Origin of the sequence: Roseisolibacter sp. H3M3-2, from assembly GCF_029211165.1 — a bacterium.
In the GTDB taxonomy this organism is placed as follows: domain Bacteria; phylum Gemmatimonadota; class Gemmatimonadetes; order Gemmatimonadales; family Gemmatimonadaceae; genus Roseisolibacter.
The window spans coordinates 1-26543 of the sequence record NZ_JARGEK010000024.1; the positions used below are offsets into that span (position 1 = coordinate 1).

A 26543-nucleotide genomic window follows, 5' to 3' on the forward strand; every position below is an offset into this window, starting at 1 on the left:
CGCGCGGCGCGGCGGAGCGCGGGCGGCCACGCGCCCTCCTCGGGCGCCACGACCAGGTCGACCGCGCACCAGTCGGCGAGGCGCGGCACCGCGGCCAGGGCGACCGCGCCCAGCGACGACTCGGCGTCGAGCGACTCGCCGAGCAGGCGGCTCGCCTCGGCGAGGAACGCGGCGCCGTCCTGCGCGCGCCGCCGCGCCGTCACGTCGTGGAAGACCAGCGAGACGCCGTCGGGCGACGGGTGCGCGCGGGCTTCGACCCAGCGCCCGGGCGCCGGGCTGAACGCCTCGACCTCGGCGGCCTCGCCGGACGCCAGGGCGCGCACGATGGCCGGCAGCAGCGGCGAGCGCGCGGCGCCGCGCACGACCTCGTCGAGACGCCGGCCGAGCAGCGCGGCGGCCGGGCGCTGCAGCAGCGCCTCGGCGCCCGCGTTGACGTAGGTGCAGCGCAGCTCGCGGTCGAACGCCGTGAACGGGTCCTGGATGGTCGCCAGCAGCGCCGCCTGCCGCGCGGCGTGCCCCAGCTCGGCCTCGTGCAGCCGCTGCCGCTCGAGCGCCAGCGCGCACTGCTCGGCGACCGTGTCGAGGAAGGTGCGCGTCGCGTCGTCGAAGGCGCGCGGGGCGGCGAAGCCGAGCGACAGCGCGGCCAGCGTACGCCCGCCCGCCACCACGGGCACGGCGACGAACGCCCGGTAGCCGAGCGGCGTCAGCTCCTCGGCCACGTCGGGGTAGGCGGCGCGCCACGCGTCGGGGGAGCCGAGGAACACCGGCGCGCCGGTGAGCACGGCGTCGGAGAGCGGGCGCCCGGGCGCGACGGGGAAGTGGCGGTAGCGGTCGCGTTCGCGCTCGTCGAAGCCGGCGGCGCGCAGCGTGTCGAAGTAGGCGGGGCGGTCGTCGCCGTCGGCGCGCACGATCGCGAGCGAGCCGCCGTCGGCGCCGACGGCCGCCAGCGCGCCCTCGAACACCGCGTCGGCGATGTCCGCGCGCGACGTGGCGCGGTTGAGCCGCGCGGTGAGCTCCTGCAGGCGTCCCGCGCGGTCGGCGGCCTCGCGCTCGACGTCGTACGCGCGCGTGCGGTCGAGCGCCTGCGCGCACTGCTGCGCGAGCAGCGCGAGGAAGGCGCGGTCCCCCTCGGAGAACTCGCGCACGCCGACGAACGCGAGCGCGAACGCGGCCAGCAGCGGCCCGCCCGCGCGCAGCGGGAGGGCGGCCCACGGCGCGTCGCCGGCGACGAAGCGCGCCTCCCCGCGCCGCGCGCGCTCGGCCAGCGCGTCGGAGGCGACCGTGGCGGCGACGGACGGGCCCACTCGCGCCATGCACTCCAGCGCGTCGGCGTCGCCGACCCAGACCTCGGCCGACCGGGCGTCCAGGGCGGCCGCCGCGTGCTCGGCGATGGCGCGCGCGACGGCGGCCGTGTCGCGGGTGGCCGCCAGTGCGGCCGTCACGCGGTGGAGGGCGCGGGCGCGGTCGCGCGCCGCGCGCTCCAGCGTCACGTCGGCCACGATCCCGACGACGCTCGCGGGGCGCCCGTCGGCGTCGCGCACGACGCGGGCGCGGTCGGCCAGCCAGCGCCAGCTCCCGTCGCGGTGGCGGACGCGGTACTCCGCCGCCACCCGGTCCACGGCCGCGTCGTCGTACGCGGCGCGCATGCGGGCCACCGGCCCGGCGAGGTCGTCGGGATGGAGCCGGCGGTCCCACCAGTCGCCCACGACGGGCACCTCGTCCGGGGCGTAGCCGAGCCGGGCAAGCAGCCCCGCGGGGCGTTCGGCGCGGCCGGTGCGCGGGTCCCAGCGGTAGGCGAACCCGCCGGCGGCCTCCGCGAGGAGCCGGGCGTGCGCGCCCTCGGCCGCGGAGGCGTCGGCTATCGGCGCAGCTCGATCTTGCCCGCGAGCTTCAGGTCGGCCGTGGCGATCGCGACCGTCAGCGGCGGCAGGTCGGGGTCCTGCTGGAGCGCCCGCTGGCGGATCTCCGCCGGGCTGAGGGGGCGGTCCGCCTCCCGCACCACGCGCTTCACGATCGCGCGCGCCCGAGCCATCGGGGGCGCCGTCCGCAGGTCGTCCATCCTCTCTCCTGATCGTCGTCGACCGAGCCGAGGGACCCGGGGGACTAGCGCCGGGTCCGTGCGTCACGTGAACGAATCTGAAGATTGAGGGGCGGGCGCGCCATCGGGCACGGCTGCAACACTTCCGAGGCGTGGGATCGACGCTCCATGCGGCGCCGCTGCGGCGTCCCCGCAGATGCAGGGTCGGTGCCGGGCGGGCGCGGCCGCTCGGCGTGGTGCGCAACGTGCCCCTGCGCGGAGCGGAAGGGGAGCGGGCAGCGGACGGAGACCAGGGAGGTCGGGATGGGTCGGTCGCGCACGGGCGCCGCCTGAGATGCGTCTCGGGGCGCTGGCGGAGGCGGCGGGAGCCGCGTGGGCCGGAGGGGCGGCCCCGGACGGGGCGGAGGCGGTCGCGGTGGCGCGCGTCTGCGCCGACTCGCGGCACGTCGCGGCGGGCGACCTGTTCGTCGGCCTCCCGGGGACGCGCCGCCGGGGCGCCGACTACGTCGCCGACGCGGCGGCGCGCGTGGCGCGCGCGCTGTGCGTGGAGGCGCGGGACGCCGACGCGCCGACGGTGCGCGACGCCGGGCTCCCCGTGCTGGTGGTCGACGACGCGCACGTGGCGCTCGCCCGGCTGGCGTCGGCGCTGGAGGGGTACCCGGCGCGGTCGCTGCGCATGGTCGGCGTCACCGGGACGCTCGGGAAGACGTCGACCGTGCTGCTCGTGCAGGCGGCGCTGGACGCGGCGCGCGCCGGCATCCCGCACGGCGTCGGCACCATCGGGTCGCTGGGCGCGCGCGTGCGCGGCCCGGCGGCGGCGCGCGTGCCGGCGGTCGCGCTCCCCGACCTCGACGGGATGACGACGCCCGACGCGCCGGTGCTGCAGCGCGCGCTGCGCGTGATGGCCGACGCCGGCGTGGACCTGGTGGCGATGGAGGTGACGTCGCACGCGCTGGCGCAGCGGCGCGTGGAGGGGGTGACGTTCGCGCTCGGGCTGCTGACGAACCTCGTCCCCGACGAGCACCTGGAGTACCACCCGACGCCCGAGCACTACCTGCGGACCAAGGCGCGGTTCTTCGACCACCTCGACCCGGGCGCGCCGATCGTCGCCAACGCGGACGACGCGCGCGTGCTGGCGATGGTGCGCGACCGGACGGCGCGCGTGCCGCGTCCTGTGGTGTGGGTGTCGCTCGGCGACGCGTCGCCCGGCGAGGCGCTGGTGTCGCCCGACGTGTCGGTGGAGGCGCTGCGGTGGGACGCCGGCGGCTCGACGTTCGCGCTCGACGTGCGGCGCCCGCTCCGCCGCGTCGACGGCGGCACGGTCGACCCGCAGACGATCCCGGTCGTGCTCCCCGTGCTCGGCGTGCAGCAGGTCGCGAACGCGGCGATGGCGGTGACGCTCGCGCTGATGGCCGGCGCGACGGCGTCGGGCGTCACCGAGGCGCTGGCCGACGCCGAACCGATGCGCCGCCGCATGGAGATCGTGCGCCCGGCGGCGCCGCTGGTGCTCGACGACACCGCGGGGAACCCCGAGACGCTGCGCGCGGTGTTCGCGAGCGCGGCCGCGTTCCCGCGGCGCACGCTGCGCGTCGCGTTCGGCGTGCGCGGGACGCGCGGCCCGGTCATCAACCAGCGGCTGGCCGCGGCGCTGGGGGCGCTGGTGGCGGAGCGCGCCGCGGACGGCCCGGTGCGGCTCGTCGTCACCGCGAGCGAGGACACCGCCGACGCGCGCAACCGCGTGGCCGACGAGGAGCGCGACGTGACGCTGGAGACGCTGCGCGGCGCCGGCGTGCCGTTCGACTTCGAGCCGCGCTTGGGCCCCGCGCTCGACCGCCTGCTCGACGGCGCGGCGCCCGACGACGTCGTGCTGCTGCTGGGCGCCCAGGGGATGGACCGCGCGGCGCCGCTGCTGCGCGAGCGGCTGGCGAACGCCGGCCGGGGTTGACAGGGCCCGCGGAGGGGCCTAGCTACCGCTGGAGATGAGCCAGCGCCTCGCCCTCGTTCCGCGCCCTGCCGCGCCGCGACCGCGACCGTCGTCGAACTCCCGACGCCGGACGATGGTCGCGCACGCCTCCGCGTAGCGACCGAGCGCGCCTCCGCCGCCCGATCCCCGGGCGTGCCCGACGCCCCGTCCGTGCACACGTGCCGGACGGGGCGTTCTGCGTTCCCCGCCGGCGGTCCCCCACTCCGATCCCGGCCATGTTCGACTCGACCCGCACCACCGCCCTCGCCCCCGACCTCGGCGCCGCCCTCGCCGGCCGCCGTCTGGCCGTGGTCGGCGCCGGCACCATGGGGCGCGCCATCGCCGCCGGGCTGCACCGCGCCGGCGCCCTCGCCGACGCCGCGCTGACCGCTGTCGACCACCGCCGCGCCGGCGCCCGGGCGCTGGCGCACGAGATCCCGGGCGCCGGCGTGCGCGACCTCGCCGACGCGTGCCGCGACGCCGACGTGGTGCTGCTGTGCGTGAAGCCCAAGGACGTGCCCGAGGCGCTGGCGGCGCTGCGCGCGGCCGACGCGCTCGCCCACGCGCCGCTGCTGGTGTCGATCTGCGCGGGCGTGACGATCGCCGCGCTGGAGCAGGGGACGGGGGGCGCGGTGCCGGTCGTGCGCGCGATGCCCAACACGGCCTCGCAGATCGGGCGCGGGTGCACGGTCGTGTCGCGCGGCGCGCTGGCGACCGACGAGCACATGGCGGTCGCGACCGCGATCTTCAGCGGCGTCGGCCGCTGCCTGACGCTCGACGAGCGCCACCTCGACGCGGTGACCGCGGTGTCGGCGAGCGGGCCGGCGTTCATCTACGTCGTGCTCGAGGCGCTGACCGACGGCGCCGTGTCGTGCGGGCTCCCCCGCGACGCGGCGATGGAGCTGGTGGCGCGCATGACGCAGGGGGCCGCCGAGATGGTGCTGGCCACCGGCCGGCACCCGGCCGCGCTCAAGGACGACGTGACCACGCCCGGCGGGTGCACCATCGCCGGGCTGATGGTGCTGGAGGACGGCCGCGCGCGCTCGGTGCTGTCGCGCACGATCGAGACGACGGCGCGCGTCGCCGCGGGGCTCGGCCGATGAGCCCCTACCGGGTGGCGACGCTGGCGTCGCGGATCGTGGTGAAGGTCGGCTCGAACGTCGTCCTCGACGCCGACGGGCGCCCCGCGGCCGAGCGCCTGCGCGCGCTGGTCGCGTCGATCGCGGCGCTGCGGGCGGCGGGGCGCGAGGTGGTGCTGCTGACGTCGGGCGCGGTGGGGCTGGGGCGCGCGCGGCCGCCGGGCGCGGGCGACGGCGACCGGCAGGCGTGCGCCGCGGTGGGGCAGGCGCGGCTGACCGCGTTCTACCACGCCGAGTTCGCGCGCGCGGGACTCGACGTCGCGCAGCTGCTGCTGACCGAGGACGACTTCCGCCACGCCGGCCGCGCGCGCCGGCTCGCCCGCACGCTCGACGGGCTGCTGGCGCACGGCACGGTGCCGGTGATCAACGAGAACGACGCGGTGTCGGACGCCGGCACGACGTTCGACGGCGACCTGCCGGTGCTGTTCCGCGACAACGACATGCTGGCGACGCTGGTGGCCAAGGCGACGCGCGCGTCGCTCGTCGTGCTGCTGTCCGACGTCGACGGCGTGTACACGGCGGACCCCGCGCTGGAGCCGTCGGCGGCGCTGATCCCGCTGGTCGCGTTCAACGAGACCGAGCTGCGGGCGACCGGCGCCAGCGCGCGCGGGCGCGGCGGGATGCAGGCGAAGCTGCGGGCCGCCGAGCGCGCGGTGGAGGCGGGGATCGCGGTGGTGATCGCGAACGGCCACGTCCCCGGGCTGGTCGAGCGCATCGCGGCCGGCGAGGCGGTGGGGACGTGGTTCGCCGGAGCCGGCCGATGAGCGCCGCCGCCACGGTGCGCGCGCTCGCCGAGCGGGCGAAGGCGGCCTCGCGGACGGTCGCCGCGCGCCCGGCGGCGTCGCGCGCGGCCGCGCTGCGCGCGGTGCCCGACTTGCTGCTGGGCGCGCGCGACGCGCTGCTCTCCGCCAACGCCGTCGACCTGGCCGACGCCCGCGAGGCGCTGGCCGCCGGGGCGATGTCGCGCAGCACGTACCAGCGGCTGGTGCTCGACGACCGCAGGCTGGACGAGATGGCGGCGCAGCTGCGGGCGGTGGCGGCGCAGCCGGAGCCGCTGGGGCGCGTGCTGCGCCGGACGCTGCTCGACGACGGGCTGGAGCTGCGGCAGGTGAGCTGCCCGATCGGCGTGGTGGCGGCGATCTTCGAGGCGCGCCCGGACGCGGTCACGCAGATCGCGGCGCTCGCGCTGCGGTCGGGGAACGCCGTCGTGCTCAAGCCGGGGCGCGAGGTGCGGCGCACCGCCCGCGCGCTGGTCGACGCGATGCACGGCGCGCTGGCCGCGCACGGCGCGGTCCCGTGCGACGCGGTGGCGATGGTCGACGACCGCGCCGCGGTCGACGTGCTGCTGTCGCTCGACGACCTGGTGGACCTGGTGGTGCCGCGCGGCTCGAACGCGCTGGTGCGCGACGTGATGGCGCGGTCGCGCATCCCGGTGCTCGGGCACGCGGAGGGGGTGTGCCACCTCTACCTCGACGCGGCGGCCGAGCCGGAGATGGCGCTCGCGCTGGCGGTCGACGCCAAGGTGCAGTATCCGGCCGCCTGCAACGCCGTCGAGGTGGTGCTCGTGCACCGCGACGTCGCCGACGCGCTGATCCCCCCGCTCGTGGCGCGGCTGCGCGCGAACGGGGTCACGGTCGGCGGCTGCCGGCGCACGCGCGCGCTCGTCCCCGACGTGCTCCCGGCGGCGCCCGCGGACTGGCGCACGGAGTGGGGCGACCTCCGCCTCACCGTCGGCGTGGTGGACGACGTGGACGACGCGATCGCCCACGTGAACGCCCACGGCTCGCACCACACCGACGCGATCGTCACCAGCGACGCCGCGGCCGCCGAGGCGTTCCTGGCGCGCGTCGACTCGGCGTGCGTCTTCCACAACGCGTCGACGCGCTTCGCCGACGGCTACCGGTTCGGGCTCGGGGCCGAGCTGGGGATCGGGACGGGGAAGCTGCACGCGCGCGGCCCCGTCGGGCTGGAGGGGCTCACGACCTACAAGCACGTGCTGGCCGGGAGCGGGCAGCGCGTGGCCGACTACGTGGGGCCCGACGCGCGCGCGTTCCGCCACGCGCCGCTGGCACCCGGGTGACGTGCCGCGCTACCGCGCGGACGCGCGCGCGTCGGCGACCGCCTCGTGCACGGCGGCGACCCACCGGTCGCCGAAGCGCGCCGGGTCGGTGAGCCAGCCGACCACGCTCGTGACGGCGAGCGCGATCCCGTCGCGCTCGTCGGCCACGGCGGCGGCCAGGATCCCGCCGGTGCGGCGGTGCAGCCGTCGGTCGTCCTCGGATACCCGCGCGTCGAACTCGCGCTCCACCCGCGCGTGCGTCTCCGCGTCGAGCCGCGCGAGCCGCCGCTCGCGGAGTGCGGCGGCGCACTCGTGCAGCCGCGCGTAGCGCGCGCCGTCGAGCCCCGGGCGCGCGCGCGACAGCTCGTCGTGCAGCTGGTCGAGGTGCACCTCCAGCAGCCAGCGCGGCATCCCGCGCGCGGAGAGCACGGTCCCGAGCCAGAGGACCTGCTGTTCCGCCCCGGCCGGCGGCAGGTCGCAGAGGGTGATCAGCCACCCGCTGTCGCTGGAGCTGAAGGCGCGGCCGCGGGCGCCGTAGCGGCGCGCGTAGTACGGGAACTCCCCCCAGCTGCGCCGGATCGCCCGCTCGGCGGCCGCGATCTCCGTCGGGTCGCGGGTGACGGCGTGGTCGCCGGCCTCGCGGTTGAGGGCGGAGGCGGGCTGGGTGTCGGCGGCGGTCGTCATGCGGGGCGTGAACGGGTCAGGCGGGGACGGGCACCGGCGCGGGCCCGAGCCATCCGGCGAGCGCGTCGAACGTCTCGCGGGCGGCCGCGAGCACCTCGTCGGGCGGGCACCCCTCGTGCTCGACCCCGCGCTCCAGCGCGATAAGGAAGGCGCGCCACATCGGCCCCACCGCGTCGCCGTGCGCGGCGAAGAAGGAGCAGCCGTCGTCGGGGAGGATGCCGAGCGTGCGCTCGACGTGTCGGCGGATCAGCTGTCCGCCGAGCGTCGACCCCTCGAGCACGTAGGCGCAGCCGAGGGCGGCGGCGAGGGAGGCGGGGCGGGGGACCGCGTCGCACTCCGGGATCGCGGCGACGGCGGCCGCGCTCCACCCGAGCCGCGCGAGGTCGGCCGCCAGCAGCGCCGCGCGCGGGCGCTCGGCGCGCCAGTCGAGGCCGACGCGGTCCCAGGGCGCGCCGGCCATCGCGGCCTCGAGCGGGCGCTGGAAGCCCAGCAGTGCGGCGAGGGCCCGCGCGTACCCGTCGCGGTCGAGGGCCGGGTCGAGCAGCGGCAGCCGCGCCTCGGCGCGGGCGTGGTGCTCGCGGGTCCCTTCCCTCAGCAGCTCGCGGATCGACGACACGTGTTCACCATAGCGCCCGGACCGCCGAGCGGCACGCCCGCGGGGAGGCCGCCGGCTCGTGGATTGCCTCGTCGGTGGGGCTCACCAGCGACGGAGATGACGACCCGATGAGTCCTGCCACCCAGACCCGCGCGAGCTCGGCGGTGATCGCCGAGCTGAACGACCTGCTGCAGCTCGACCACGACGCGCTGCAGTCGTACGCGCTCGCCATCAAGGAGGTGGAGCATCCGGCCTACCGCGAGACGCTACGCCGATTCCGTGCCGACCACGAGCGTCACGTCGAGGAGTTGACCGCGCTGATCGAGCGCCACGGGGGGCTGGCGATCGAGCTGCCGCACCCGACCGGGGTGGCCAAGCTCGCCAAGCAGGCGGCCGGCGGGTTCGGCGGCGACCGGCGCGTGCTGCTGGCCTTCCGGGCCAACGAGCGGCAGGCGCGCGACAAGTACGCGCGGGCCGCGCGGAAGGCCGAGGAGTGGCCGGAGGAGGTGGCGGAGGTCGTGCGCCGCGCCGCCGAGGACGAGGCGCGCCACTTCGAGTGGGCCGACGTGACGCTGGAAGGGCTCGGCGAGCCGCGCGACGGCGCCCGGGCGCGGGTGCGCCGCGCGTACGACGTCGTGCACGCCCGCACCGCCGACGCCGTCGAGGCGGTCGGGAAGCAGGGGATGCGCGGCTTCGAGGCGGCGCGCCGCGGCGTCGGGCGCACGCGCGAGGTGCCGCGGGTCGCGAAGGCGCGCCCCGTCGTGACGGCGCTGGCGGTCGTCGGCACCGGGCTGCTCGCCGCCGCGCTGGTCGGCCAGCTGCGGCAGAGCCGCCGCCGCAGGGGCTGACCGCGCCGTCGGGCGGGGGGGGCAGGGCGCGGCTACATTCCGGGGCATGGAAGCCCAACGCACCGCCCCCAAGGCCGCCCGCGCGGCCGGCGTCACGTCGATCACGGAGGGCCGGGGTCCCCAGTGGGCGCCGGCCGTCGGTGACGGGCACGGGACGCTCGCCCGCAACCCGGGCACCCCGCTCGACCTCGACGCCGTCCGCGCGCTGCGGGTCAACCGGAGCGCCGTCGAGCGGCGCGCGGCCACGCTCCCCGGCCGGCGCACGGTCAAGAAGGAGTGGCAGGCCGCCTGGCTCCTGCGGGCGATCACGCTGATCGACCTGACGACGCTCGCCGGCGACGACACCCCGGGCAACGTGCGCCGGCTGTGCGCCAAGGCGCGGCAGCCGGTCCGCCCCGAGCTGCTGGAGGCGCTGGGCGTCGCGCACCTCGGCATCCGCACGGGCGCGGTGTGCGTCTACCACGCGTACGTGGCGACGGCGGTCGAGGCGCTGCGCGGGAGCGGGATCCCGGTGGCCGCGGTGTCGACCGGCTTCCCCGCCGGCCTGTCGCCGCTCAAGGAGCGAATCGCCGAGATCCGGGCGTCGGTCGCCGACGGGGCGGTGGAGATCGACACCGTCATCACGCGCGCCCACGTGCTGCGCGGCGATTGGGAGGCGCTGTACGACGAGGTGCGCGCGATGCGCGAGGCGTGCGGCGAGGCCCACCTGAAGGTCATCCTCGCGACGGGCGAGCTGGCGACGCTCTCCAACGTGGCGCGGGCGAGCGAGGTCGCGATGCAGGCGGGCGCGGACTTCATCAAGACGTCCACCGGCAAGGAGGGGACGAACGCCACCCTCCCGTACGCGCTGGTGATGTGCCGCCGCATCCGCGACTACCGGGAGCGCACCGGGCACCTGGTCGGCTTCAAGCCGGCCGGCGGGATCCGCAGCGCCAAGGGGGTGCTCGAGTTCCTCTACGTGATGAAGGAGGAGCTGGGCGACCGCTGGCTGCAGCCCGACCTGTTCCGCGTGGGTGCGAGCGCGCTCCTCACCGACATCGAGCGCCAGCTCGAGCACTTCGTCACGGGGCGCTACTCCGCCGCCCACCGCCACCCGATGGTCTGACCGCGATGACGTCCGTAGCCGAGATCTTCGAGACGATGGCGTACGGCCCCGCGCCCGAGAGCGACAAGCCGGCGCGCGAGTGGCTGCGCCGGCACGACGGGGCGTTCGGCCTCTACGTGAACGGGGCGTGGACGGCGGTGCGCGCGGACGCGCTGTTCGACGTGCAGGAGCCGGCCACCGGGAAGCCGCTGGCCCGCGTGACGCAGGGCTCCGCCGCCGACGTGGACGCGGCCGTGCAGGCGGCGCGCGCGGCGCTGCCGGCGTGGCGCGGGCTGTCCGGGCACGCGCGGGCGCGCCACCTGTACGCGCTCGCCCGCGCGGTGCAGAAGCACGCGCGCCTGTTCGCGGTGGTCGAGTCGCTCGACAACGGGAAGCCGATCCGCGAGACGCGCGACCTGGACATCCCGCTGGTCGCCCGGCACTTCTACCACCACGCCGGGTGGGCGCAGCTGATGGCGTCCGAGTTCCCGGGCTACGAGGGCGCGGGCGTGGTCGGGCAGATCATCCCGTGGAACTTCCCGCTGCTGATGATGGCGTGGAAGGTCGCGCCGGCGCTGGCGGCGGGGTGCACGATCGTCATCAAGCCGGCCGAGTTCACGCCGCTGACGGCGCTGCTGTTCGCCGAGATCGCCGACGAGGCCGGGCTGCCGCCGGGCGTGCTGAACGTCGTCACGGGCGACGGGAGCACGGGCGCGGCGATCGTCGACCACGCGGACGTCGACAAGATCGCCTTCACCGGCTCGACCGAGGTGGGGCGCGTGATCCGGCGCGCGACGGCGGGGAGCGGCAAGAAGCTGTCGCTGGAGCTGGGCGGGAAGAGCCCGTTCATCGTGTTCGAGGACGCGGACCTCGACTCGGTGGTCGAGGGCGTCGTCGACGCGATCTGGTTCAACCAGGGGCAGGTGTGCTGCGCCGGCTCGCGGCTGCTCGTGCAGGAGGGGGTGCACGACGCGCTGGTCGCGAAGCTGAAGCGCCGCATGGAGACGCTCCGCCTCGGCAGCCCGCTCGACAAGGCGGTGGACATGGGCGCGATCGTCGCGCCGGTGCAACTGGAGCGCATCCGCACGCTGGTCGAGCAGGGACGCGCCGAGGGCGCGCAGATGTGGCAGCCGTCGTGGGCGTGCCCCGCCGAGGGGTGCTTCTACCCGCCGACGCTGTTCACCGAGGTGCAGCCCGCGTCGAGCGTGGCGCAGGTCGAGATCTTCGGCCCGGTGCTGGTCGCAATGACCTTCCGCACGCCGTCGGAGGCGGTCGCGCTGGCCAACAACACGCCGTACGGCCTCGCGGCGAGCGTGTGGACGGAGAACATCAACCTCGCCCTCGACGTCGCGCCGAAGGTCAAGGCGGGCGTCGTGTGGATCAACGCCACCAACCTGTTCGACGCCTCGGCCGGCTTCGGCGGCTACCGCGAGAGCGGGTTCGGGCGCGAGGGCGGGCGCGAGGGGATGTGGGAGTACCTGAAGAGGAGCGGAGCGCCCTCGACGCTCGACGCTCGACGCTCCGATGCGGGCGCCGTCGCGGAGGCGCGCGTGCAGCGTCGAGCGTCGAGCGTCGAGGGGGGGGACTCGCTCCCCGCGATCGACCGCACCCCCAAGCTCTACGTCGGCGGGAAGCAGGCGCGCCCCGACTCCGGCTACAGCCAGCGCGTGACGGGCGCCGACGGGCGGGTGCTCGGCGTGGTGGGGGAGGGGAACCGCAAGGACCTGCGCAACGCGGTCGAGGCGGCGCACAAGGCGAGCGGGTGGGCGCGCACGACGGGGCACGCGCGGGCGCAGATCCTCTACTACCTCGCCGAGAACCTGGCGGCGCGCGGCGACGAGTTCGCGGCGCGGCTGCGGGCCATGACCGGCGGCGACGGGCGCGCCGAGGTCGAGGCGGCGGTGTCGCGGCTGTTCACGTACGCGGCGTGGGCGGACAAGCACGACGGCGCCGTGCACGACGTCCCGATCCGCGGCGTCGCGCTCGCGATGCACGAGCCGATCGGCGTGGTGGGCGTCGCGTGCCCCGACGAGGCGCCGCTGCTCGGCCTCGTCTCGCTGGTCGCGCCGCTGGTGGCGACGGGGAACACGGTCGTCGCGGTCCCGTCGGAGCGGCACCCGCTGGCGGCGACGGACCTGTACCAGGTGCTCGACACGAGCGACGTGCCGGCGGGGGTGATCAACATCGTCACGGGCGCGCGCGACGCGCTGGCGGCGGTGCTGGCCGACCACGACGACGTGGACGCCGTGTGGTACTTCGGCACGCGCGAGGGGGCGACGGCGGTCGAGAAGGCGTCGGCCGGCAACATGAAGCGGACGTGGGCCGAGTGGGCGCCGCGCGACTGGCACGCGGCCGACGCCGAGGGGCGCAAGTTCCTGCGCGCCGCGACCCAGGTCAAGAACGTCTGGGTGCCGTACGGCGAGTGACTGCCCGGCGGGCCGTCAGCGGAGGCGCACCATCCGCGACGGCCCGGCCACCCCGGTCGGCGACAGCGCCGACACCGCGACCGCGTGGGCCGTCGTGCCCGGCACCAGCTCGGCGCTCACGCGCCGCTCGGCGCCGGGCACGACGCGCGTCCGCCACCCGCCGAGCGAGTCGCGCAGCTGCACCGCCCACCAGCGCACGCGGAGCGAGTCGCCGGGGATCACCGCCAGCGCGGGCGCCGGGGCCGCGCCGCCGTCGCCGGGTGCGGCGTCGCACGCCGGCGTGACGTCGGGGGCGGCCGGCGCCTGCGCGCCGAGCCACGGGTTGGCCGGCGGGAGCGCGGTGGTCGCGTAGAGCGACTGCGCCAGCCGGTCGCCGAGCGCGCCCTGCGCCGACGGCATCAGCGTCGACATGCGGAAGTGGACGTGCCCCGCCGCCTCGGTGACCGGCGCGCGCTGCTCGCGCAGCCACGCGATCTGGTCGGTGATCGCGCTCGGCGACCAGGCCGCGCCGCGCGAGCCCACGCGCATCGTGAGCAGGCCCGGGAAGACGTGGCGCTGCCGCACGTTCTCCTGCCGCCACCAGGCGTCGAGGCGGCGGAAGCGCAGCTGCTCGCCGTCGAGCTGCCAGTAGAGCTGCGGCGCCAGGTAGTCGAGCCACCCCTCGCGCAGCCATCGCCGCGAGTCGGCGTAGATCTCCGAGTACGCGTCGAGGCCGTACACGCCGGGCGCCGCGCCGGGGCGCCAGATCCCGAACGGGGAGATCCCGACCGCGACCTCGGGCCGACGGGCCTTCACCTCGCGGTACAGCGCGGCGATGAACTGCGACACGTTCTCGCGGCGCCACGCGTCGCGCGCCATCCCGGTGCCGCGCCCGTGCCGCGCCCACGAGTCGGCGTCGTCGAACGCGATCGTCTCGGTGCGGGTGACCGTGCGCCGCCGCTTCCCCTTCCCGACGCGCGTGCGGATCGTGCGCGTCTCCTGGTACGGGTAGAAGTAGTCGTCGAGGTGCACGCCGTCGACGTCGTACCGGTCCACCACCTCGAGGATCGCGTCGAGCACCTCGCGGCGCGCGGCGGGGAAGCCCGGGTCGATCCACTGCTGCGAGCCGTAGCGCACCAGCCAGTCGGGATGCGCGCGCGCGACCTGCTGCGCGCCGACGGCGGTGCGCGACCGGTTGGGGGGCGCGGCGCGGAACGGGTTGAACCAGACGTGCACCTGCAGCCCGCGCCGGTGCGCCTCCGACAGCGCGAAGGCGAGCGGGTCGAAGCCCGGCGCGCGCCCGCCCGGCGGGACGAGGTAGCTCGACCACGGCACGCGCGACGTCGGGTAGAGCGCGTCGTGCGCGGTGCGGACGTGCAGCACCACGGCGTTCAGCCCCACGTCGGCCGCGCGCTGGATCGCGCCGCGCAGCTCGGCCTGCGACTCCTCGTCGGTCATCCCGGGCCGCGACGGCCACTCGCCGCCGTCCACGGGGGTGATCCAGGCGGCGCGGAACTCGCGCGGCAGCGCGGGCGGCGCCTCCAGCGCGCTCGCGTCGAGGAGCACGGGGCACTGCGGCGCCGCGGCCGGCGCGGCGGGACGCGCGGCGCTCGTGACGGCGAACGGCACGAGCGCCGCCAGCAGGGGGCGGAGGAGCACGCGGGGCGGGGGAACCGGAACGGGGCGACGGCGGGGCGGCGGGACGAGGGGTGTAACTTGCGCGTCCTACCCGCGATCCCGCAAAACGGACCGCCCCCCGCCTCGATGCCGCCCCGTCGTCCCGCCGCCCCCGTCGCGGCGCTCGCCCTCCTCGCCGCCTGCGGCGGCCGTCCCGTCTCCGCCCCCGTCGCGCCGTCGCGCGCCCTGCCGCCGCTCGAGCCGGCGGTGCTGGCGCTGCCGATCACGGTGCAGACGAGCGCCGTGCTCGGCGCGCTGGAGCGCGCGATCCCGCGCGCCGACAGCCTCGACGCGGACCGCTGCCAGACGCTGGGCGGGCTGGTGTGCCACCAGTACGCCTTCCGCCGCGACACGCTGCAGCTGCGCGTGACGGGCGACCGCGTGGACGTGCTCGCCCGGCTGCGCTACCGCGGGCGCGTCGCGCTCCCGACCGGCGGCAGCATGGGGAGCTGCGGCTTCGCCCCCGAGCCGATGCCGCGCGCCGAGCTGCGGCTGGCGACCTCGCTGTACTGGCGCGCCGACTGGCGACTCGGGACGCGCAACACCGAGGCGCAGAGCGCGCTCCCCGACCCGTGCGAGGTGACGCTGCTGCGCGTCAACGCGACGCCGCTCATGAAGCGCATCGTCGACTGGCAGCTCGGGCGCGCGGTGCAGCAGGTGGACTCGGCGTTCCCCGCGCTGGCGGACCTGCGCAAGGCGGCCGACTCGCTGTGGCGCGAGATGCAGGTGCCGATGGCCGTCGACTCGGCGCAGACGGCGTGGCTGCTCATGAATCCCGAGAGCGTCGGGCTGGCGCCGCTCGAGGGGCAGGGGGGCGCGATCCGCGCCGGCGTCACGCTGGTGGCGCGCCCGCGGATCGTGACCGGCCCGCGCCCGACGGTGTCGCTCCGCCCGCTCCCGGGGCTCACGGTCGCGCGGCCGGCGACGGGGCTGCGCGTGCCGGTGCAGATCGAGCTGCCGTTCGCCGAGATCGGGCGGCAGGCGGCGGCGCTGCTGGCCGCCGAGACGGCGGGGCAGGCGCTGCGCGTGACGGGGGTGACGGTGAGCGGCACCCCCGACAGCTCGCTCGTGCGGCTGGCGCTGGAGGGGCGGATGAACGGCGCGCTCACCCTGGTCGGCCGCCCGCGCTTCGACGAGGCGTCGCGCACGCTGGTGTTGGACGACCTGCACTACACGCTGGAGAGCCGCGACCGGATGACGCGGCTCAAGGCCACGCTCGGCGCGCCGCTCATCAAGCGCGCGATCGACCAGGCGACCGGGGGCGGGAAGCTCGCGCTCGGCCCGCAGCTCGACGCGGCGCGGCTGCAGCTCACGCGGCAGCTGAACCGCCCGCTCGCGCCCGACGTCGCGGTCGGCGGCGGGGTGCGGACGCTCCGGGTCACCGGGCTGCATACCAGCGACTCGGCGTTCGTCGTGCGGGTGCTGCTGGAGGGGGACGCCGGGCTCTGGGTGCGGTAGGGACTCTGCTCGGCGACGGCGGAGAGCGGGGTACGGCGGAGTGCAGGGTACGGCGGAGAGCGGGATGAACCGAACCAAGGGGTGAGGCGTAGAGCGGGGGACGGCGGACCGACAGCCTCTGGCCGGTAGGTCCGCCGTCCCCCGCTCTGCGAGGTATCCGTTGGTTCGGTTCACCCCGATCTGCGCCCCATCCAGGGGTTCGCCGTACCCCGATCTGCGCCGTCGGCCGAGCCAACGCGCACAAGCGAAAGGACCCCCGCAGCCAATGGCTGCTGGGGCCCCCGTCGCGCGATCGCCGGCTCGGAACGGTACCGAACCGGGAATCCCGAACTTATCGGGCGGCGGTCAGGCGACCGTTTGCCCAGTTCGAGCCGGCGATGGGACTGTGACTAGACAATGGATCACCTCCTTGTGCGCTGTGAGACCTAGGGCGTGGACTCGGGCCGTGCGTCGGGGGAGACTCGGGCCCGCACAGAAGTACACAGGGGGCGCGGCGGGGTTCCAGCCCCGTTCGGGAAATTTTTCCGAGTCGTCGCCGCACCCTGGCCGGGGGGCGTTCCGCGGGCGAACGTTCGCGGCGCCGGAGCCGTAACCCGGCCAGCCGCGCCGGCTCCCGGCGCCGGTCCGTCGTCCCCACGTCCCCCGTCCGCCATGCCCCCGACCGTCCGCACCGGCCGGTTCCTGCCGGCCGCCCTGCTCGCGGCCCCCGCCGCGCTCGCCGCGCAGGGACCGAGCGCCGCCCCCCGCGCCTACCAGCCGTCCGACAACTACCGGCTGCACACCGTCTCCGCGCCGGCCGTCTCGCCCGACGGGAAGCGGGTCGCCTTCACCGTGCAGACGGTCCGCGAGGCCGACAACCGGTACCACCGCGAGGTGTGGGTCGTCCCCACGGCCGGCGGCACCCCGACGCGCTTCACCAGCCCGAGTACCGAGAGCTCGAACCCGAGCTTCACCCCGGACGGCAAGCACCTGCTCTTCAACTCGCAGCGGCAGGGCGGGCGGGGGAGCACGTGGGCCATCCGCCTCGACGAGCCGTCGGGCGAGGCGTTCCAGATCGGGTGGATGCCGCCGGCGAGCGCCAGCTGGTCGAACGCCGGCGTCGCCGTGTGGGCCGACACCGCGCAGGGCGCCCCGGGCGACAGCGCGCGCGCCCCGATGGGCGAGGTCCGCGGCGGGCTGGCGATCTCGCGCGCCCCGTTCGGCGCGATCACCAAGCCGCTCGACCCGAAGCGCTTCGACGGGCGCCACGTGGTCGACTTCCCGTACAAGAGCAACGACCGCGGCTACACGGCCAACCGCCTCGAGGCGCGCCGCTGGCGCCCGGCGCAGGTCTACGTGCTGGCCAAGGGCGACACGGTCAAGAAGCAGCTGACCAACGCGGCGTACTCGCACCGCGACGTGAAGGTCTCCCCCGACGGGCGGTGGATCGCCTTCGTCGCCGACAGCGCGCTGCGACCCGACTCGGTCGTGCAGTGGGAGAGCGACTCGCTCGCCAAGCTGCCGTACGACAGGGTCCGCGACGAGGCCGAGCGCAACCAGAGCGACATCTACGTGATGCCGGCCGCCGGCGGCGCGCCGCGCAAGGTCGCGACGATCGCGGGCGGCGAGAACCAGCTCGAGTGGTCGCCCGACGGGAAGACCCTCGGCTTCATCCACCGCCCGGGCCGCGTGAAGTCGGCGCGCCTGGCGACGGTGGACGTCGCGTCGGGCCGCGTGCGCAACCTGATCGGCGACTTCCAGTACGAGCCGGGCGGCTTCGACTGGCTGTCCAACACGGAGCTGTCGATGGGCGCCGAGGTCGGCGGGCGCACCGGCTTCTTCCGCGTGCGCGCCGACGGCTCGGGGGCGCCGCGCGAGGTGATCGGCGGGCGCCGCCGCATGACCGGCTTCGCGTGGGACCCGGCGCGGCGCGTCGTCGCCTACGTCGCCACGAGCCACACCAAGCCGACGGAGCTCTACGTCGCCAACGCCGACGGCTCGGGCGAGCGCCGGCTGACGAGCTTCAACGACGCCGTCACCCGCCAGGTCGCGTTCAGCGACGCCGAGCGCTTCACGTTCAAGAGCGTCGGCGACCGCGAGATCGAGGGGTGGCTGATGAAGCCGTACGGCTACCAGGCGGGCAAGAAGTACCCGGCCGTGCTCTACATCCACGGCGGCCCGCACTCGGCGTACGGCGAGGGGTGGATGGACGAGTTCCAGAACCTCGCCGCGGCCGGCATGTACGTGATCTTCACCAACCCGCGCGGCTCCAGCGGCTACGGCGCGGACTTCACGTACAGCACGCGCGGCAAGTGGTTCGACGAGGACTACCAGGACCTCATGAAGGCGGTCGACATCGTCGCCGCGCGCCCCGACGTCGACTCGACGCGCCTCGGCGTGACGGGCGGCTCGTACGGCGGCGTCATGACGGCCTGGGTGACGGTGAAGACCAACCGGTTCAAGGCCGCGCAGACCGACCGCATGATCTCCAACTGGTGGTCGTGGTACGGCAGCTCGGACGCGCAGGGGCTCACCGAGTTCGAGTTCTTCGGCAAGCCGTGGGACAACCCGGCGCTCTACGACACGCTGTCGCCGATCCGCTACATCCGGCAGGTGAAGACCCCGACGCTCATGGTGCAGAGCGAGGAGGACTTCCGCACCCCGATGACCGACGCCGAGCAGTGGTTCCTCGGGCTTCGCAAGCAGGGCGTCCCGGCGGAGCTCGTGCGCTACCCGCGCTCGACGCACGAGCTGTCGCGCAGCGGCGAGCCGTGGCTGCTGGTGGACCGCCTCGGGCGGCTCCGTCAGTGGTTCGGCCACTGGCTCGTCGGGCCGCAGGCCGCGACGACCACGGCGAACGCCGGCGGCGGGAGCTGACCGAGCGCGGGCGGCCGCCCGCGATCGATACCTGAACGGCGCGCCGGCGCACGGGGGATGGTGTCCCCGTGCGCCGGCGTGGCATGTTGGGCCCCGATGACGACCACCGCCCCGCCGCCGCCCGCCCCGCCCGCCGCCGTCGCCGCCGACGAGGCGCTCCCCGAGCGCCCGCTCGACGTCCCGCGCGACACCACGCCGACGTTCGAGCTCGAGATGCTGGTCTCGGGGGCCGTGCTGTTCGGCCTCTTCCAGCTGATCGGCCAGATGGAGGCGTGGATCGCCTACTGGCGCCCCACCACCGGCGTGATCGGCACGTCGCTCGTCGTCGGCGGGGGCGTCCTCGCGCGGGCCGCCCTCTACGGGCTCACCGCGACCTTCGTCTCGCACCTCGTGCTGCGGGCGTACTGGGTCGCCCTCGTCGGCGTGCACTCGGTCTTCCCGCACGGCCCCCGGTGGGAGCGCACCAAGAAGTACGGGCCGATGCAGGCGGCGCTGCTGCGCGAGCGCGTGCGCCCGCTGGCCGGCTTCATCGCGCGCGCCGACAACCTCGCGAGCATCGTCTTCGCGACCGGCTTCGTGTTCGCCGCGTCGGTGCTGACCGGCGTGCTGCTCATGGCGCCGTTCGGGATCCTGCTGTGGGCCCTCATGCGCGTCGCGCGGCTCGAGGTCGCGCTCGCGGTCGCGGGCGGGATCGTCCTGCTGCTCGCGCTGTGGCAGGTCGGCGGCAGCCTGCTCGACTACCAGCGGAAGGACCGCCTCGACCCGGACTCGATGCTCGGGCGCGTCGCTCGGGCCGGGATGCGCTTCGCCTTCGCGACCACGCCGCCGGGGGTCCGCTCGCTCGCCACCGTGCTCTCGACCAACGTGCGCGCGGGCGTGGTGGCCGTCGCGCTGGTCGGCGGGGCGGTGCTGCTCGGCGCGGTCTCGGCGACGCGCGGGATCCGCGACGAGTCGATGCCCGGCGCGTCGAACTTCCCGTTCTTCGCCGACGCGGGCGCCGGGGCGCTGGTCTCGACGCGCTACGCGTCGCTCGACGACGAGCGCGACGACCGCGCGCCCTGGATCGACGCCGACGTCGTGACGGGGCCCTACCTGCGGGTGTTCATCCCGTACCGCCCCCTGGTGCACGACCAGGCGCTCCCCGCGGCCTGCCCCGGACTGCGGGCCCCCGGCGACGTGCCCGACGCGGAGGCCGACCGCGCGGGCGCCGACGTCCTCGCCTGCGCGGCGCGCGTGCACCGCCTCGCGCTGGACGGGCGCCCGCTCGACTCGCTGCGCCTGCGCTTCCTGGCCGACCCGAAGGCGAACCGTCGCGTGTTCGTCGCCCACGTCCCGGTGCGCGACCTGGCGCCCGGCGAGCACGCGCTGACGGTCTGGGGCGTCGTGCGCCCGGGCCGCCCCGCGCCCACGAAGCCCTACACCATCCCGTTCTGGAAATGAGACGCGGGCGCGCCCCCGGTGGGGGGCGCGCCCGCGCGTGCGACGGCCGGGCGGTCAGACGGCGCTGAGCGCCTGCTCGACCTCGACCCCGTGCGCCGCGGCGATGCGGATCACGTCGTCCGCCGACAGCACGTCGTGCTCCAGCAGCGCGTCGGCCACCGCCTCGACCACCGCGCGGTGCTCGCGCACCAGCGCCTCGGCGCGGTCGGCCTCGGTCCGGATCAGGGCGCGCACCGCGTTGTCGATCTGCGACAGCATCTGCGAGCCCGGCGCCGCGCCGTTGTGCGCGCTCGGGTCGGCGCTCACCAGCCCGACCTCGTCGCTCATGCCGAAGTCGGCGACCATGCGGCGCGCGACGCTCGTCGCCTGCACGAGGTCCCCGCCGGCGCCCGACGTCACGTTCTCGGGGCCGAGGAACACCAGCTCCGCGGCGCGCCCGCCGAGCGCCTTGCAGATCACGCCGAGCAGGTAGCGGCGCGTGTGCAGATGGCGGTCGACGTCGGGGGCGAAGTGCGCGGCGCCCAGCGTGCGCCCGCGCGCCTCGATGGTGACCTTGTGGAGCCGGTCCTCGGGGCAGGTGATGAGCCCGACCACCGCGTGCCCGGCCTCGTGCAGCGCCACCAGGCGCCGCTCCGACTGGCTGACCACCACGCCCGCGCGCACGCGGCCGAGCAGGATCTTGTCGCGCGCCGCCTCGATGTGGCGGGCGCAGATCTCGCCGGTCCCCTCGTGCACGGCCATGATGGCCGCCTCGTTCAGCAGGTTCGCCAGCTCGGCGCCCGAGTGGCCGACCGTCAGCGAGGCGATGCGCTCCAGGTCCACGTCGGCGGCCAGCTTCGCGGTGCGCGCGTGGATCTTCAGGATGTCGAGCCGGTCGGCGGCCGTGGGGAGGCCGACCTCGACGATGCGGTCGAAGCGGCCCGGGCGGCGCACCGCGGGGTCGAGCATGTCCTCGCGGTTGGTGGCGGCCATCCAGACGATCCCCTCGCTCCCGCCCATCCCGTCCATCTCGACGAGCAGCTGGTTGAGGGTGACCTCCTCCTCGCCCGACCGGTTGGGACGCCCGCGGCGCCCGCCGAGCGAGTCGAACTCGTCGATGAACACGATGCACGGCGCCGCCTTGCGCGCCTGCTCGGCGAGCTGGCGGACGCGCTTGGAGCCGACGCCGACGTACATCTCGTTGAAGTCGGACCCCGCCGCCGTGATCACCGAGACCCCCGCCTCGCCGGCCACGGCGCGCGCGAGCAGCGTCTTGCCGGTCCCGGGCGGGCCCACGAGCAGGAGCCCCTTCGGGCACTTGGCGCCCATCGCCTCGAACCGCGCGGGGTCCTTGAGGTAGGCGATGACGTCCTGCAGGTCAGCGCGCGCCTCCTGCGCCCCGCCGACGTCCTTGAGCGTCAGCTGGCGCGACGGCGGGGTGGGGAGGAAGCGCCCCTTGGTGTGCCCGCCGCGCTGCCGCACCACCAGGTAGCTCACGCCGCCGACGAGGACGACGAAGCTGAGCAGCTGCAGCACCTGCTCGGGGGAGCGGCCGCCGTGCTCCGAGACGCGGACGCGCGCGCCCGAGGCCGCCCAGCGCTCGAGCACCTCGACCGAGACGCCGCGGGCCGGGACCGAGGTGGCGACCGTCGCCACGACGTGCCCCTGCACCAACTCCTTCGCCTTCAGCTCGGCGACGATGCGGCTGCCGCCCTGGTCGACCAGGATCTCGCGGACCTTGCCGGCCGTGAGGGCGCGGGCGAACTCCGAGTACGCGACGACCGGCGGCGGGACCGGGGCGGGGCGCGTCAGCCGCCAGCCGACCACGGCCGCGATGACGAGCCCGAGCACGAGAGCGATCGGCCAGTAGCGTACGGGCCCGCCGCTGCGGGAGAGGAGGTCGAGGCGGGCGCGGCTGCGCAGGTCGCGGCGCTCGCGGAGCCCGGAGTCGGGGCTCCGCTCGGCGCGGAGGACGGGCGAGGGACGCATCGAGGAGGGCGGGAACTGATACGCGCGACGCGCCGCGGGGAGCGGCGCGGGGGAAGCGACGGAGCGATGACCGCGGGGCCGGCGGCGCGTGGTGACCGGAGTCACCCGCGCCCACCCCTCTCGGGGGACGACGCCCGGAGGCGCCTGTAACCGTATGGCCGTGTTGCTAACCCCGACCCGCACGCGGGTTCCGCGCGCGTGCGCTCCGCGTGCGCGCGATCAGGCCGCCGCGTCGCGGCGCGTGCCCGTGGCGCCCTCGATGATCCGCAGCACCTCGTCGAGCGTGCTCCGCCCGCGGTCGCGCGCGTACCACGTCCGGATGTGCCGGTAGCGCTCGTCCTTCTCCATGGCGCGCCCCGTCTCTTCGAACCAGCGCTGGAGCTCGCCGGGACGCGAGCCCCACCAGCCGTGCTCCACGAATCGGTCGTCGAGCACGATCACGACGGGGATCGCCCGCGCCCCGCCGGGCGCCAAGTGGGCGTCCATCAGGTCGGGGTTGGCGTCGCGGCCGAGGATGCGCAGGTCGAGGTTCGGGCTCAGCTCGGCGAGCCGCGCGAGGTACGGGACGGTGTTCACCGCGTCCCCGCACCAGTCCTCGACCAGCACCAGCAGGTGCCACCGTCCGGGCACCGCCGCGGCCCGCGCGACGGCCTCGTCGGGAACGCGCGTCACGCGATAGGTGTCGCGCCAGAGGGCGGCGAGCTTCTGCGCCTGGGCCAGGAACTCGGAGAAGCGGGGGGCGGCGAGGAATCGGGCTTCGAGCGACATGCGTCGGGAGTTAGCGAGGGTCGCGCCGCCGCGCCCGGCGGGCGCCGGTCGGCCGCCTCACGGGCGCAGCGTGACGGTGAGGTAGCCGCGCAGGGTGCGGCGCAGCGGGGCGTCGAACGAGTAGGCCGCGCCGCCCACGACGCGCGCGCCAGGGACCCGCGCGAACGGGATCCCCAGCGTCGCGATCGACGCCTCGCCGCCGACCAGGCGGTGCCAGTCGCCCGCGCCCGGCGCGCGCGCCGCGTAGGCGTACGGCGACAGCAGGATCGCCGGGAACGACACGCGCACCGTCTCGATCTCGCGCCCGGCCACGGTGCCGGTGGGCAGCGCCGGCATCGCGATGCGCTGCGACAGGAGCGACGCGTGCACCAGCGAGGGCTCGGCGCCCCCGACCGCGAACCGCTCGAACGCCGGCGCGCCGCGGCCCGTCGCGCCGCGCAGCCAGTCGAGCCGCACCGACCCCTCGCCGGCGCGCACCACGAGCATCGCGGTCCCGACGCCGCGCACGAAGCCGCTGTCGAGCGTGCGCCCGCCGGCCACGTGCGCGCCGAGGGTGAGCGTGAGCGAGCGGCGGTCGCGCCCGTACGTCGTCCCGGCGCGCAGCTGGCCGAAGCCGAGGGTGCGCGTCCCCGCGGCGCCGTCGCGCGGCGCGAGACACGCCGCCGACCCGCCGACGCGCGGCGACGACGCCGATGCGCTGAACGACGACAGCAGCTCGGCGCCGAGCATCCCGCCGTGGTAGGCGAAGTCCTGCGCCGGGGCGGCGTCGCGCGCGTCGCGCGCCCGGCGCGGGGCGACGCGCTGCGCCGCGCCGAACCCCTGCGCCAGCAGCGTCGGCCGCGTCCCCCGCCACGCGACGGCGAGCGCGCCGCCGCGCCAGGTGGGGGCGTCGCCGGCGGTGCCCTGCAGCACCCACGTCAGGCGTCCCGCCGGGTCGGCGGAGGCGAGCACCCCGGTCGCGTACTCCCCGTCGGCCGTCGCGCCGCCGAGCGGGAGCAGCACGTAGCGTCGCGGACCGACGCCGTAGGGGCGCGACGGTGCCACCGCCGCCGACGCGATCGGCGGCGCGGGCCGCGGCGGACGCTCGACCACCGCGAGCGCGCCGGCGCCGGTGAGCCCCGTGGTGTCGACCGTCTGCGTGGTGAGCGCGAGCGGCGGGTCGGCGGCCGCCGCGGTGCCGACGCGGTGCAGGAAGTAGCCGGCGCTGCGCATCGCCAGCACGAAGGCGTCGGCGGTGCGCGGGATCGCCGTCGGCGCGACCAGCGCGCCGGTCGTGCGCGTGAGCGTGCGCGCCGCGCCGCTCGCCAGCTCGATGCGCTCGACGTTGGGGACGCCGCCGCGCTCGGAGACGACCAGCAGCCCCGCGCCGTCGGCGAGCCAGTCGGCGTCGTAGCGGTCGGCGCCGTCGTCGGGGCCGACGGCGCGCGGCGCCGGTGCGTCGATCGGCGAGACGACGGCGCGCCGGCGACCTTCGCGGTGCTCGGCGGCGACGCCCCACCGCCCGTCGGGCGACCAGCGCGGCCGCTGGTAGACGACGTCGAGCGTGCCGCGCACGAACGGCGTCACGGCGCCGCTGGCGAGGTCGACGCGCACGACGTCGCACGTGCCGGCGAGGCAGCGCGTGCCGAGCGCGGTGCGCCCGTCGGGCGCGGGATCGGCGTCGCGGACCGCGGCGCCGCGCGTGACGCGGCGCAGCCGGTTGGTGCGCGTGTGCCACTCCCACACGTCGGGGCGCTGCGTGCCGTCGGGGCGCGGCTCGTCGCGGATCACGAGCAGTCGCACGCCGTCGGGGAGGAAGCGCGGCGCGTCGAAGGAGCGCCCGTTCACCGCGGGAAGCGTGGCGAGCGTGCGCAGCGGGCGCGGGAGGTACTGGACCGCCGCCACGTCCTCGGCGTCGCGCACCGCGGGACGCGCCGGCGGCGCCGCCGCGGCGGCGCGCGGCGCGGGCGTCGTCGTCGTGTCGGCGCGCAGCACGACGATGCGTCGCATGCCGTTCGTCGGCCGCAGCGCGAGCACGACGCGCGCGCCGGCGCGCGAGACCGCGGGGTCGCCGGTGTAGCCGCCGAAGCGCTGGACGAGGCGCCCCTCCTGCAGCCCCGCGTCGCGCAGCCGACGCTCGGCGGCCACCGCCTCCGCCGTCACCTCGGCGGTCCAGCGCGAGTAGAGCTCGGCGGGGGAGCCGGGGAAGACGCCCGAGAACGCCGCCTCGAAGGCGCGCGGCGTGCGCGCGGTCAGGCGCCGCCACAGGTGCGGCAGCACCGAGTCGCCGCGCGCGCCGGCGTAGCGCGTGACGAGCCACTCGAAGTAGGCGGAGCCGGCGAGGTACGCGAAGCTGCCGCCGTACACGCCGCCGGTGCCGCTGACCTGCGCGTAGGTCGGGAGCCGCCCCTCGAGCGCCCACTGGCGGAGGATCGCCGGGCGCCAGACGCCGTGCGGGCGCCCGCTGCCGGTCAGCCGCCCCTCGACGTAGGTCGCGTACCCCTCCCACACCCAGCGCGGCGTGGACGTCGGCAGCGGGCCGAAGTTGATCGGGCTCAGCGACGAGAGCAGGCGCCGCCGCGGCTCGCGCGACGGGCGCGTGAGGTGCGCGAGGTGCGCGAACTCGTGCACCAGCAGCAGCTCGTCCCAGTCGCGGTACTCGCCGATCGCGCTGCGCGGGTCCGGGGGCACGGGCCAGAGGAAGAGCCCCGGCGAGCGCAGGAACGGGTAGGCGCTCCCGTTGGCGTCGTTCCCCGGGTCCTCGACCAGCACCTGCGTGGTGGCGGTCGGCGCGTAGCCGACCAGGCGGCGCACGGCGTCGCGCACGGCCTCGGAGCGCTCGGCGAGGCGGCGCGTCCACGGCTCCAGCTCGCGCGGCGCGTGGAAGCGGAAGTGCGGCGTCTCGACCGTGACCCACGGCAGGTGCGGACGCAGCGGGACGTCGAGCTGCGCGCGCGCCCGGACCGGGGCGGCCAGCGCGAGGAGGAGCGGGAGGAGTCGGGTGGGGCGCACGGCCGGGACGGCGGACAACGAAAAGCTCCCCCCGTCCGTGACGGGGGGAGCGGGACCGACGAGGTGCGGGGTCTAGCGGGCGACCGCGCCCCGGTTGCGGCCCGCGGCGACGCGGTCCTGCAGCCAGGTCAGCGGGATCAGGAACAGCGGGGTCAGGAAGAGCCCGAGCAGCGTGTTGATCCAGACGAGCGCCATGTAGTACGCCGTCATGCCGAGCGCCGCCCAGAGCGTGCCGAGGACAGAGTGAGATTCCAAGTCGTTCACCGCGGTTCGGGGAAGTGCGCGGAATGCTAGTCTGGTGCCGTCGGCCCCGGTAGCGGTCGCGACCCGCCGAACGGGCGATCCGCGGGGCGGCGGCCGGCGCGGTAGCTTCCGGGCATGACGACCGGCTCCCCGGTGGTGCGCGCGGTGCGCGCGCGGGTGGGGCGCGCTCTGGCGGCGGCGGAGGGGCCCGTGCTCCTCGCCGTCTCGGGCGGGCGCGACTCGCTCGTGCTGCTCGACGCGGCGCTCCTCGCGGCGCTCGGGCGGCTGGCGGGGGTCGCCGTCTTCGACCACGGGACCGGGGCGCAC

The 26543-nt window shown here is 76.5% G+C and carries 19 protein-coding genes and 1 pseudogene; 11 read left to right on the forward strand and 9 right to left on the reverse strand.

The genetic code is table 11. The features are described from left to right. Together PYV61_RS04050 and PYV61_RS04055 are read right to left on the reverse strand one after the other, a co-directional pair. Window positions 1-1715, reverse strand: a 1715-nt coding sequence (locus PYV61_RS04050) for a GAF domain-containing protein (RefSeq protein ID WP_275828591.1), incomplete at its 3' end; no start/stop codon positions are given. Window positions 1716-1858: 143 nt separating this feature from the next. Beyond that, entirely contained in the window at window positions 1859-2059 is a 201-nt protein-coding gene (locus PYV61_RS04055) for a hypothetical protein (RefSeq protein WP_275828593.1), read from the reverse strand. 394 nt (window positions 2060-2453) lie between these two features. Between PYV61_RS04055 and PYV61_RS04060 the strand changes: the two genes are divergently transcribed. The 4 genes from PYV61_RS04060 (at window position 2454) to PYV61_RS04075 (ending at window position 7220) form a co-directional block, all read left to right on the forward strand. Further along, window positions 2454-3983 carry a Mur ligase family protein gene (locus tag PYV61_RS04060; protein ID WP_275828595.1) on the forward strand — a complete coding sequence of 510 codons (1530 nt, stop codon included), beginning with the start codon at window positions 2454-2456 and terminating at the stop codon, window positions 3981-3983. Window positions 3984-4237: 254 nt separating this feature from the next. Continuing rightward, window positions 4238-5104 (forward strand): pyrroline-5-carboxylate reductase, encoded by an 867-nt coding sequence (gene proC, locus PYV61_RS04065; protein WP_275828597.1) that lies wholly within the window; start codon window positions 4238-4240, stop codon window positions 5102-5104. Further along, window positions 5101-5904: a glutamate 5-kinase gene (gene proB / locus PYV61_RS04070; protein ID WP_275828599.1), complete on the forward strand. Its 804-nt coding sequence runs from the start codon at window positions 5101-5103 to the stop codon at window positions 5902-5904. The genes proC and proB overlap by 4 nt, the downstream gene beginning before the upstream one ends. Continuing rightward, entirely contained in the window at window positions 5901-7220 is a 1320-nt protein-coding gene (locus PYV61_RS04075; RefSeq protein WP_275828602.1) for a glutamate-5-semialdehyde dehydrogenase, read from the forward strand. Before proB ends, PYV61_RS04075 begins: the two co-directional genes overlap by 4 nt. Window positions 7221-7229: 9 nt before the next feature. On the opposite strand, the gene PYV61_RS04080 is transcribed toward PYV61_RS04075, so the two are convergent. Beyond that, window positions 7230-7883 (reverse strand): hypothetical protein, encoded by a 654-nt coding sequence (locus PYV61_RS04080; protein ID WP_275828603.1) that lies wholly within the window; start codon window positions 7881-7883, stop codon window positions 7230-7232. 16 nt (window positions 7884-7899) lie between these two features. Next, on the reverse strand, window positions 7900-8499 hold the full coding sequence (locus PYV61_RS04085) for a biliverdin-producing heme oxygenase (RefSeq protein WP_275828605.1): 600 nt from the start codon (window positions 8497-8499) through the stop codon (window positions 7900-7902). 107 nt (window positions 8500-8606) lie between these two features. Here PYV61_RS04085 and PYV61_RS04090 point away from each other — a divergent pair, with 107 nt between their 5' ends. Genes PYV61_RS04090 through PYV61_RS04100 form a run of 3 tightly spaced genes read left to right on the forward strand, consistent with a single transcriptional unit; the run spans window position 8607 to window position 12836 of the window. Further along, window positions 8607-9326 carry a DUF2383 domain-containing protein gene (locus PYV61_RS04090; RefSeq protein ID WP_275828607.1) on the forward strand — a complete coding sequence of 240 codons (720 nt, stop codon included), beginning with the start codon at window positions 8607-8609 and terminating at the stop codon, window positions 9324-9326. A gap of 46 nt (window positions 9327-9372) precedes the next feature. After that, window positions 9373-10431: a deoxyribose-phosphate aldolase gene (gene deoC / locus PYV61_RS04095; RefSeq protein WP_275828609.1), complete on the forward strand. Its 1059-nt coding sequence runs from the start codon at window positions 9373-9375 to the stop codon at window positions 10429-10431. Window positions 10432-10436: 5 nt separating this feature from the next. Continuing rightward, entirely contained in the window at window positions 10437-12836 is a 2400-nt protein-coding gene (locus tag PYV61_RS04100) for an aldehyde dehydrogenase family protein (RefSeq protein ID WP_275828611.1), read from the forward strand. A 15-nt stretch (window positions 12837-12851) separates the two neighbouring features. On the opposite strand, the gene PYV61_RS04105 is transcribed toward PYV61_RS04100, so the two are convergent. Then, window positions 12852-14474, reverse strand: a complete 1623-nt coding sequence (locus PYV61_RS04105) for a family 10 glycosylhydrolase (protein WP_275828613.1) — start codon at window positions 14472-14474, stop codon at window positions 12852-12854. Between the two features lie 105 nt (window positions 14475-14579). On the opposite strand from PYV61_RS04105, the gene PYV61_RS04110 reads away from it, so the two are divergent. The 3 genes from PYV61_RS04110 to PYV61_RS04120 all read left to right on the forward strand — a co-directional run bounded on the left by PYV61_RS04110 (window position 14580) and on the right by PYV61_RS04120 (window position 20246). Continuing rightward, on the forward strand, window positions 14580-15950 hold the full coding sequence (locus PYV61_RS04110; RefSeq protein WP_275828615.1) for a DUF4403 family protein: 1371 nt from the start codon (window positions 14580-14582) through the stop codon (window positions 15948-15950). Window positions 15951-16601: 651 nt separating this feature from the next. After that, window positions 16602-18806, forward strand: coding sequence for a S9 family peptidase (locus tag PYV61_RS04115; RefSeq protein WP_275828617.1), 2205 nt, complete (start codon window positions 16602-16604; stop codon window positions 18804-18806). A gap of 96 nt (window positions 18807-18902) precedes the next feature. Further along, window positions 18903-20246, forward strand: a complete 1344-nt coding sequence (locus tag PYV61_RS04120; protein ID WP_275828619.1) for a hypothetical protein — start codon at window positions 18903-18905, stop codon at window positions 20244-20246. A 54-nt stretch (window positions 20247-20300) separates the two neighbouring features. Here PYV61_RS04120 and PYV61_RS04125 read toward each other — a convergent pair whose 3' ends face one another. From PYV61_RS04125 to PYV61_RS04140, 4 genes are all read right to left on the reverse strand, one after another. Beyond that, complete coding sequence (locus tag PYV61_RS04125) at window positions 20301-22214, reverse strand: AAA family ATPase (RefSeq protein WP_275828621.1); 1914 nt, start codon at window positions 22212-22214, stop codon at window positions 20301-20303. A 219-nt stretch (window positions 22215-22433) separates the two neighbouring features. After that, entirely contained in the window at window positions 22434-22982 is a 549-nt protein-coding gene (locus tag PYV61_RS04130; RefSeq protein ID WP_275828623.1) for a thioredoxin family protein, read from the reverse strand. 57 nt (window positions 22983-23039) lie between these two features. Then, entirely contained in the window at window positions 23040-25991 is a 2952-nt protein-coding gene (locus tag PYV61_RS04135) for a hypothetical protein (RefSeq protein ID WP_275828625.1), read from the reverse strand. Between the two features lie 54 nt (window positions 25992-26045). Next, the gene (locus tag PYV61_RS04140; protein WP_275828627.1) at window positions 26046-26228 is read right to left on the reverse strand and encodes a hypothetical protein; all 183 of its coding nucleotides are present in this window, start codon (window positions 26226-26228) and stop codon (window positions 26046-26048) included. 123 nt (window positions 26229-26351) lie between these two features. On the opposite strand from PYV61_RS04140, the pseudogene PYV61_RS04145 reads away from it, so the two are divergent. Further along, window positions 26352-26543 (forward strand): annotated as a pseudogene (locus tag PYV61_RS04145) (tRNA(Ile)-lysidine synthetase); the annotation flags it as partial.

Coding starts and splice junctions, on each gene's coding strand:
- PYV61_RS04120 (WP_275828619.1), top strand. CDS start 18,903: ATGACGACCACCGCCCCGCCGCCGCCCGCCCCGCCCGCCGCCGTCGCC.
- PYV61_RS04110 (WP_275828615.1), top strand. CDS start 14,580: ATGCCGCCCCGTCGTCCCGCCGCCCCCGTCGCGGCGCTCGCCCTCCTC.
- proC (WP_275828597.1), top strand. CDS start 4,238: ATGTTCGACTCGACCCGCACCACCGCCCTCGCCCCCGACCTCGGCGCC.
- PYV61_RS04125 (WP_275828621.1), bottom strand. CDS start 22,214: ATGCGTCCCTCGCCCGTCCTCCGCGCCGAGCGGAGCCCCGACTCCGGG.
- PYV61_RS04100 (WP_275828611.1), top strand. CDS start 10,437: ATGACGTCCGTAGCCGAGATCTTCGAGACGATGGCGTACGGCCCCGCG.
- proB (WP_275828599.1), top strand. CDS start 5,101: ATGAGCCCCTACCGGGTGGCGACGCTGGCGTCGCGGATCGTGGTGAAG.
- PYV61_RS04130 (WP_275828623.1), bottom strand. CDS start 22,982: ATGTCGCTCGAAGCCCGATTCCTCGCCGCCCCCCGCTTCTCCGAGTTC.
- PYV61_RS04055 (WP_275828593.1), bottom strand. CDS start 2,059: ATGGACGACCTGCGGACGGCGCCCCCGATGGCTCGGGCGCGCGCGATC.
- PYV61_RS04080 (WP_275828603.1), bottom strand. CDS start 7,883: ATGACGACCGCCGCCGACACCCAGCCCGCCTCCGCCCTCAACCGCGAG.
- PYV61_RS04115 (WP_275828617.1), top strand. CDS start 16,602: ATGCCCCCGACCGTCCGCACCGGCCGGTTCCTGCCGGCCGCCCTGCTC.
- deoC (WP_275828609.1), top strand. CDS start 9,373: ATGGAAGCCCAACGCACCGCCCCCAAGGCCGCCCGCGCGGCCGGCGTC.
- PYV61_RS04075 (WP_275828602.1), top strand. CDS start 5,901: ATGAGCGCCGCCGCCACGGTGCGCGCGCTCGCCGAGCGGGCGAAGGCG.
- PYV61_RS04090 (WP_275828607.1), top strand. CDS start 8,607: ATGAGTCCTGCCACCCAGACCCGCGCGAGCTCGGCGGTGATCGCCGAG.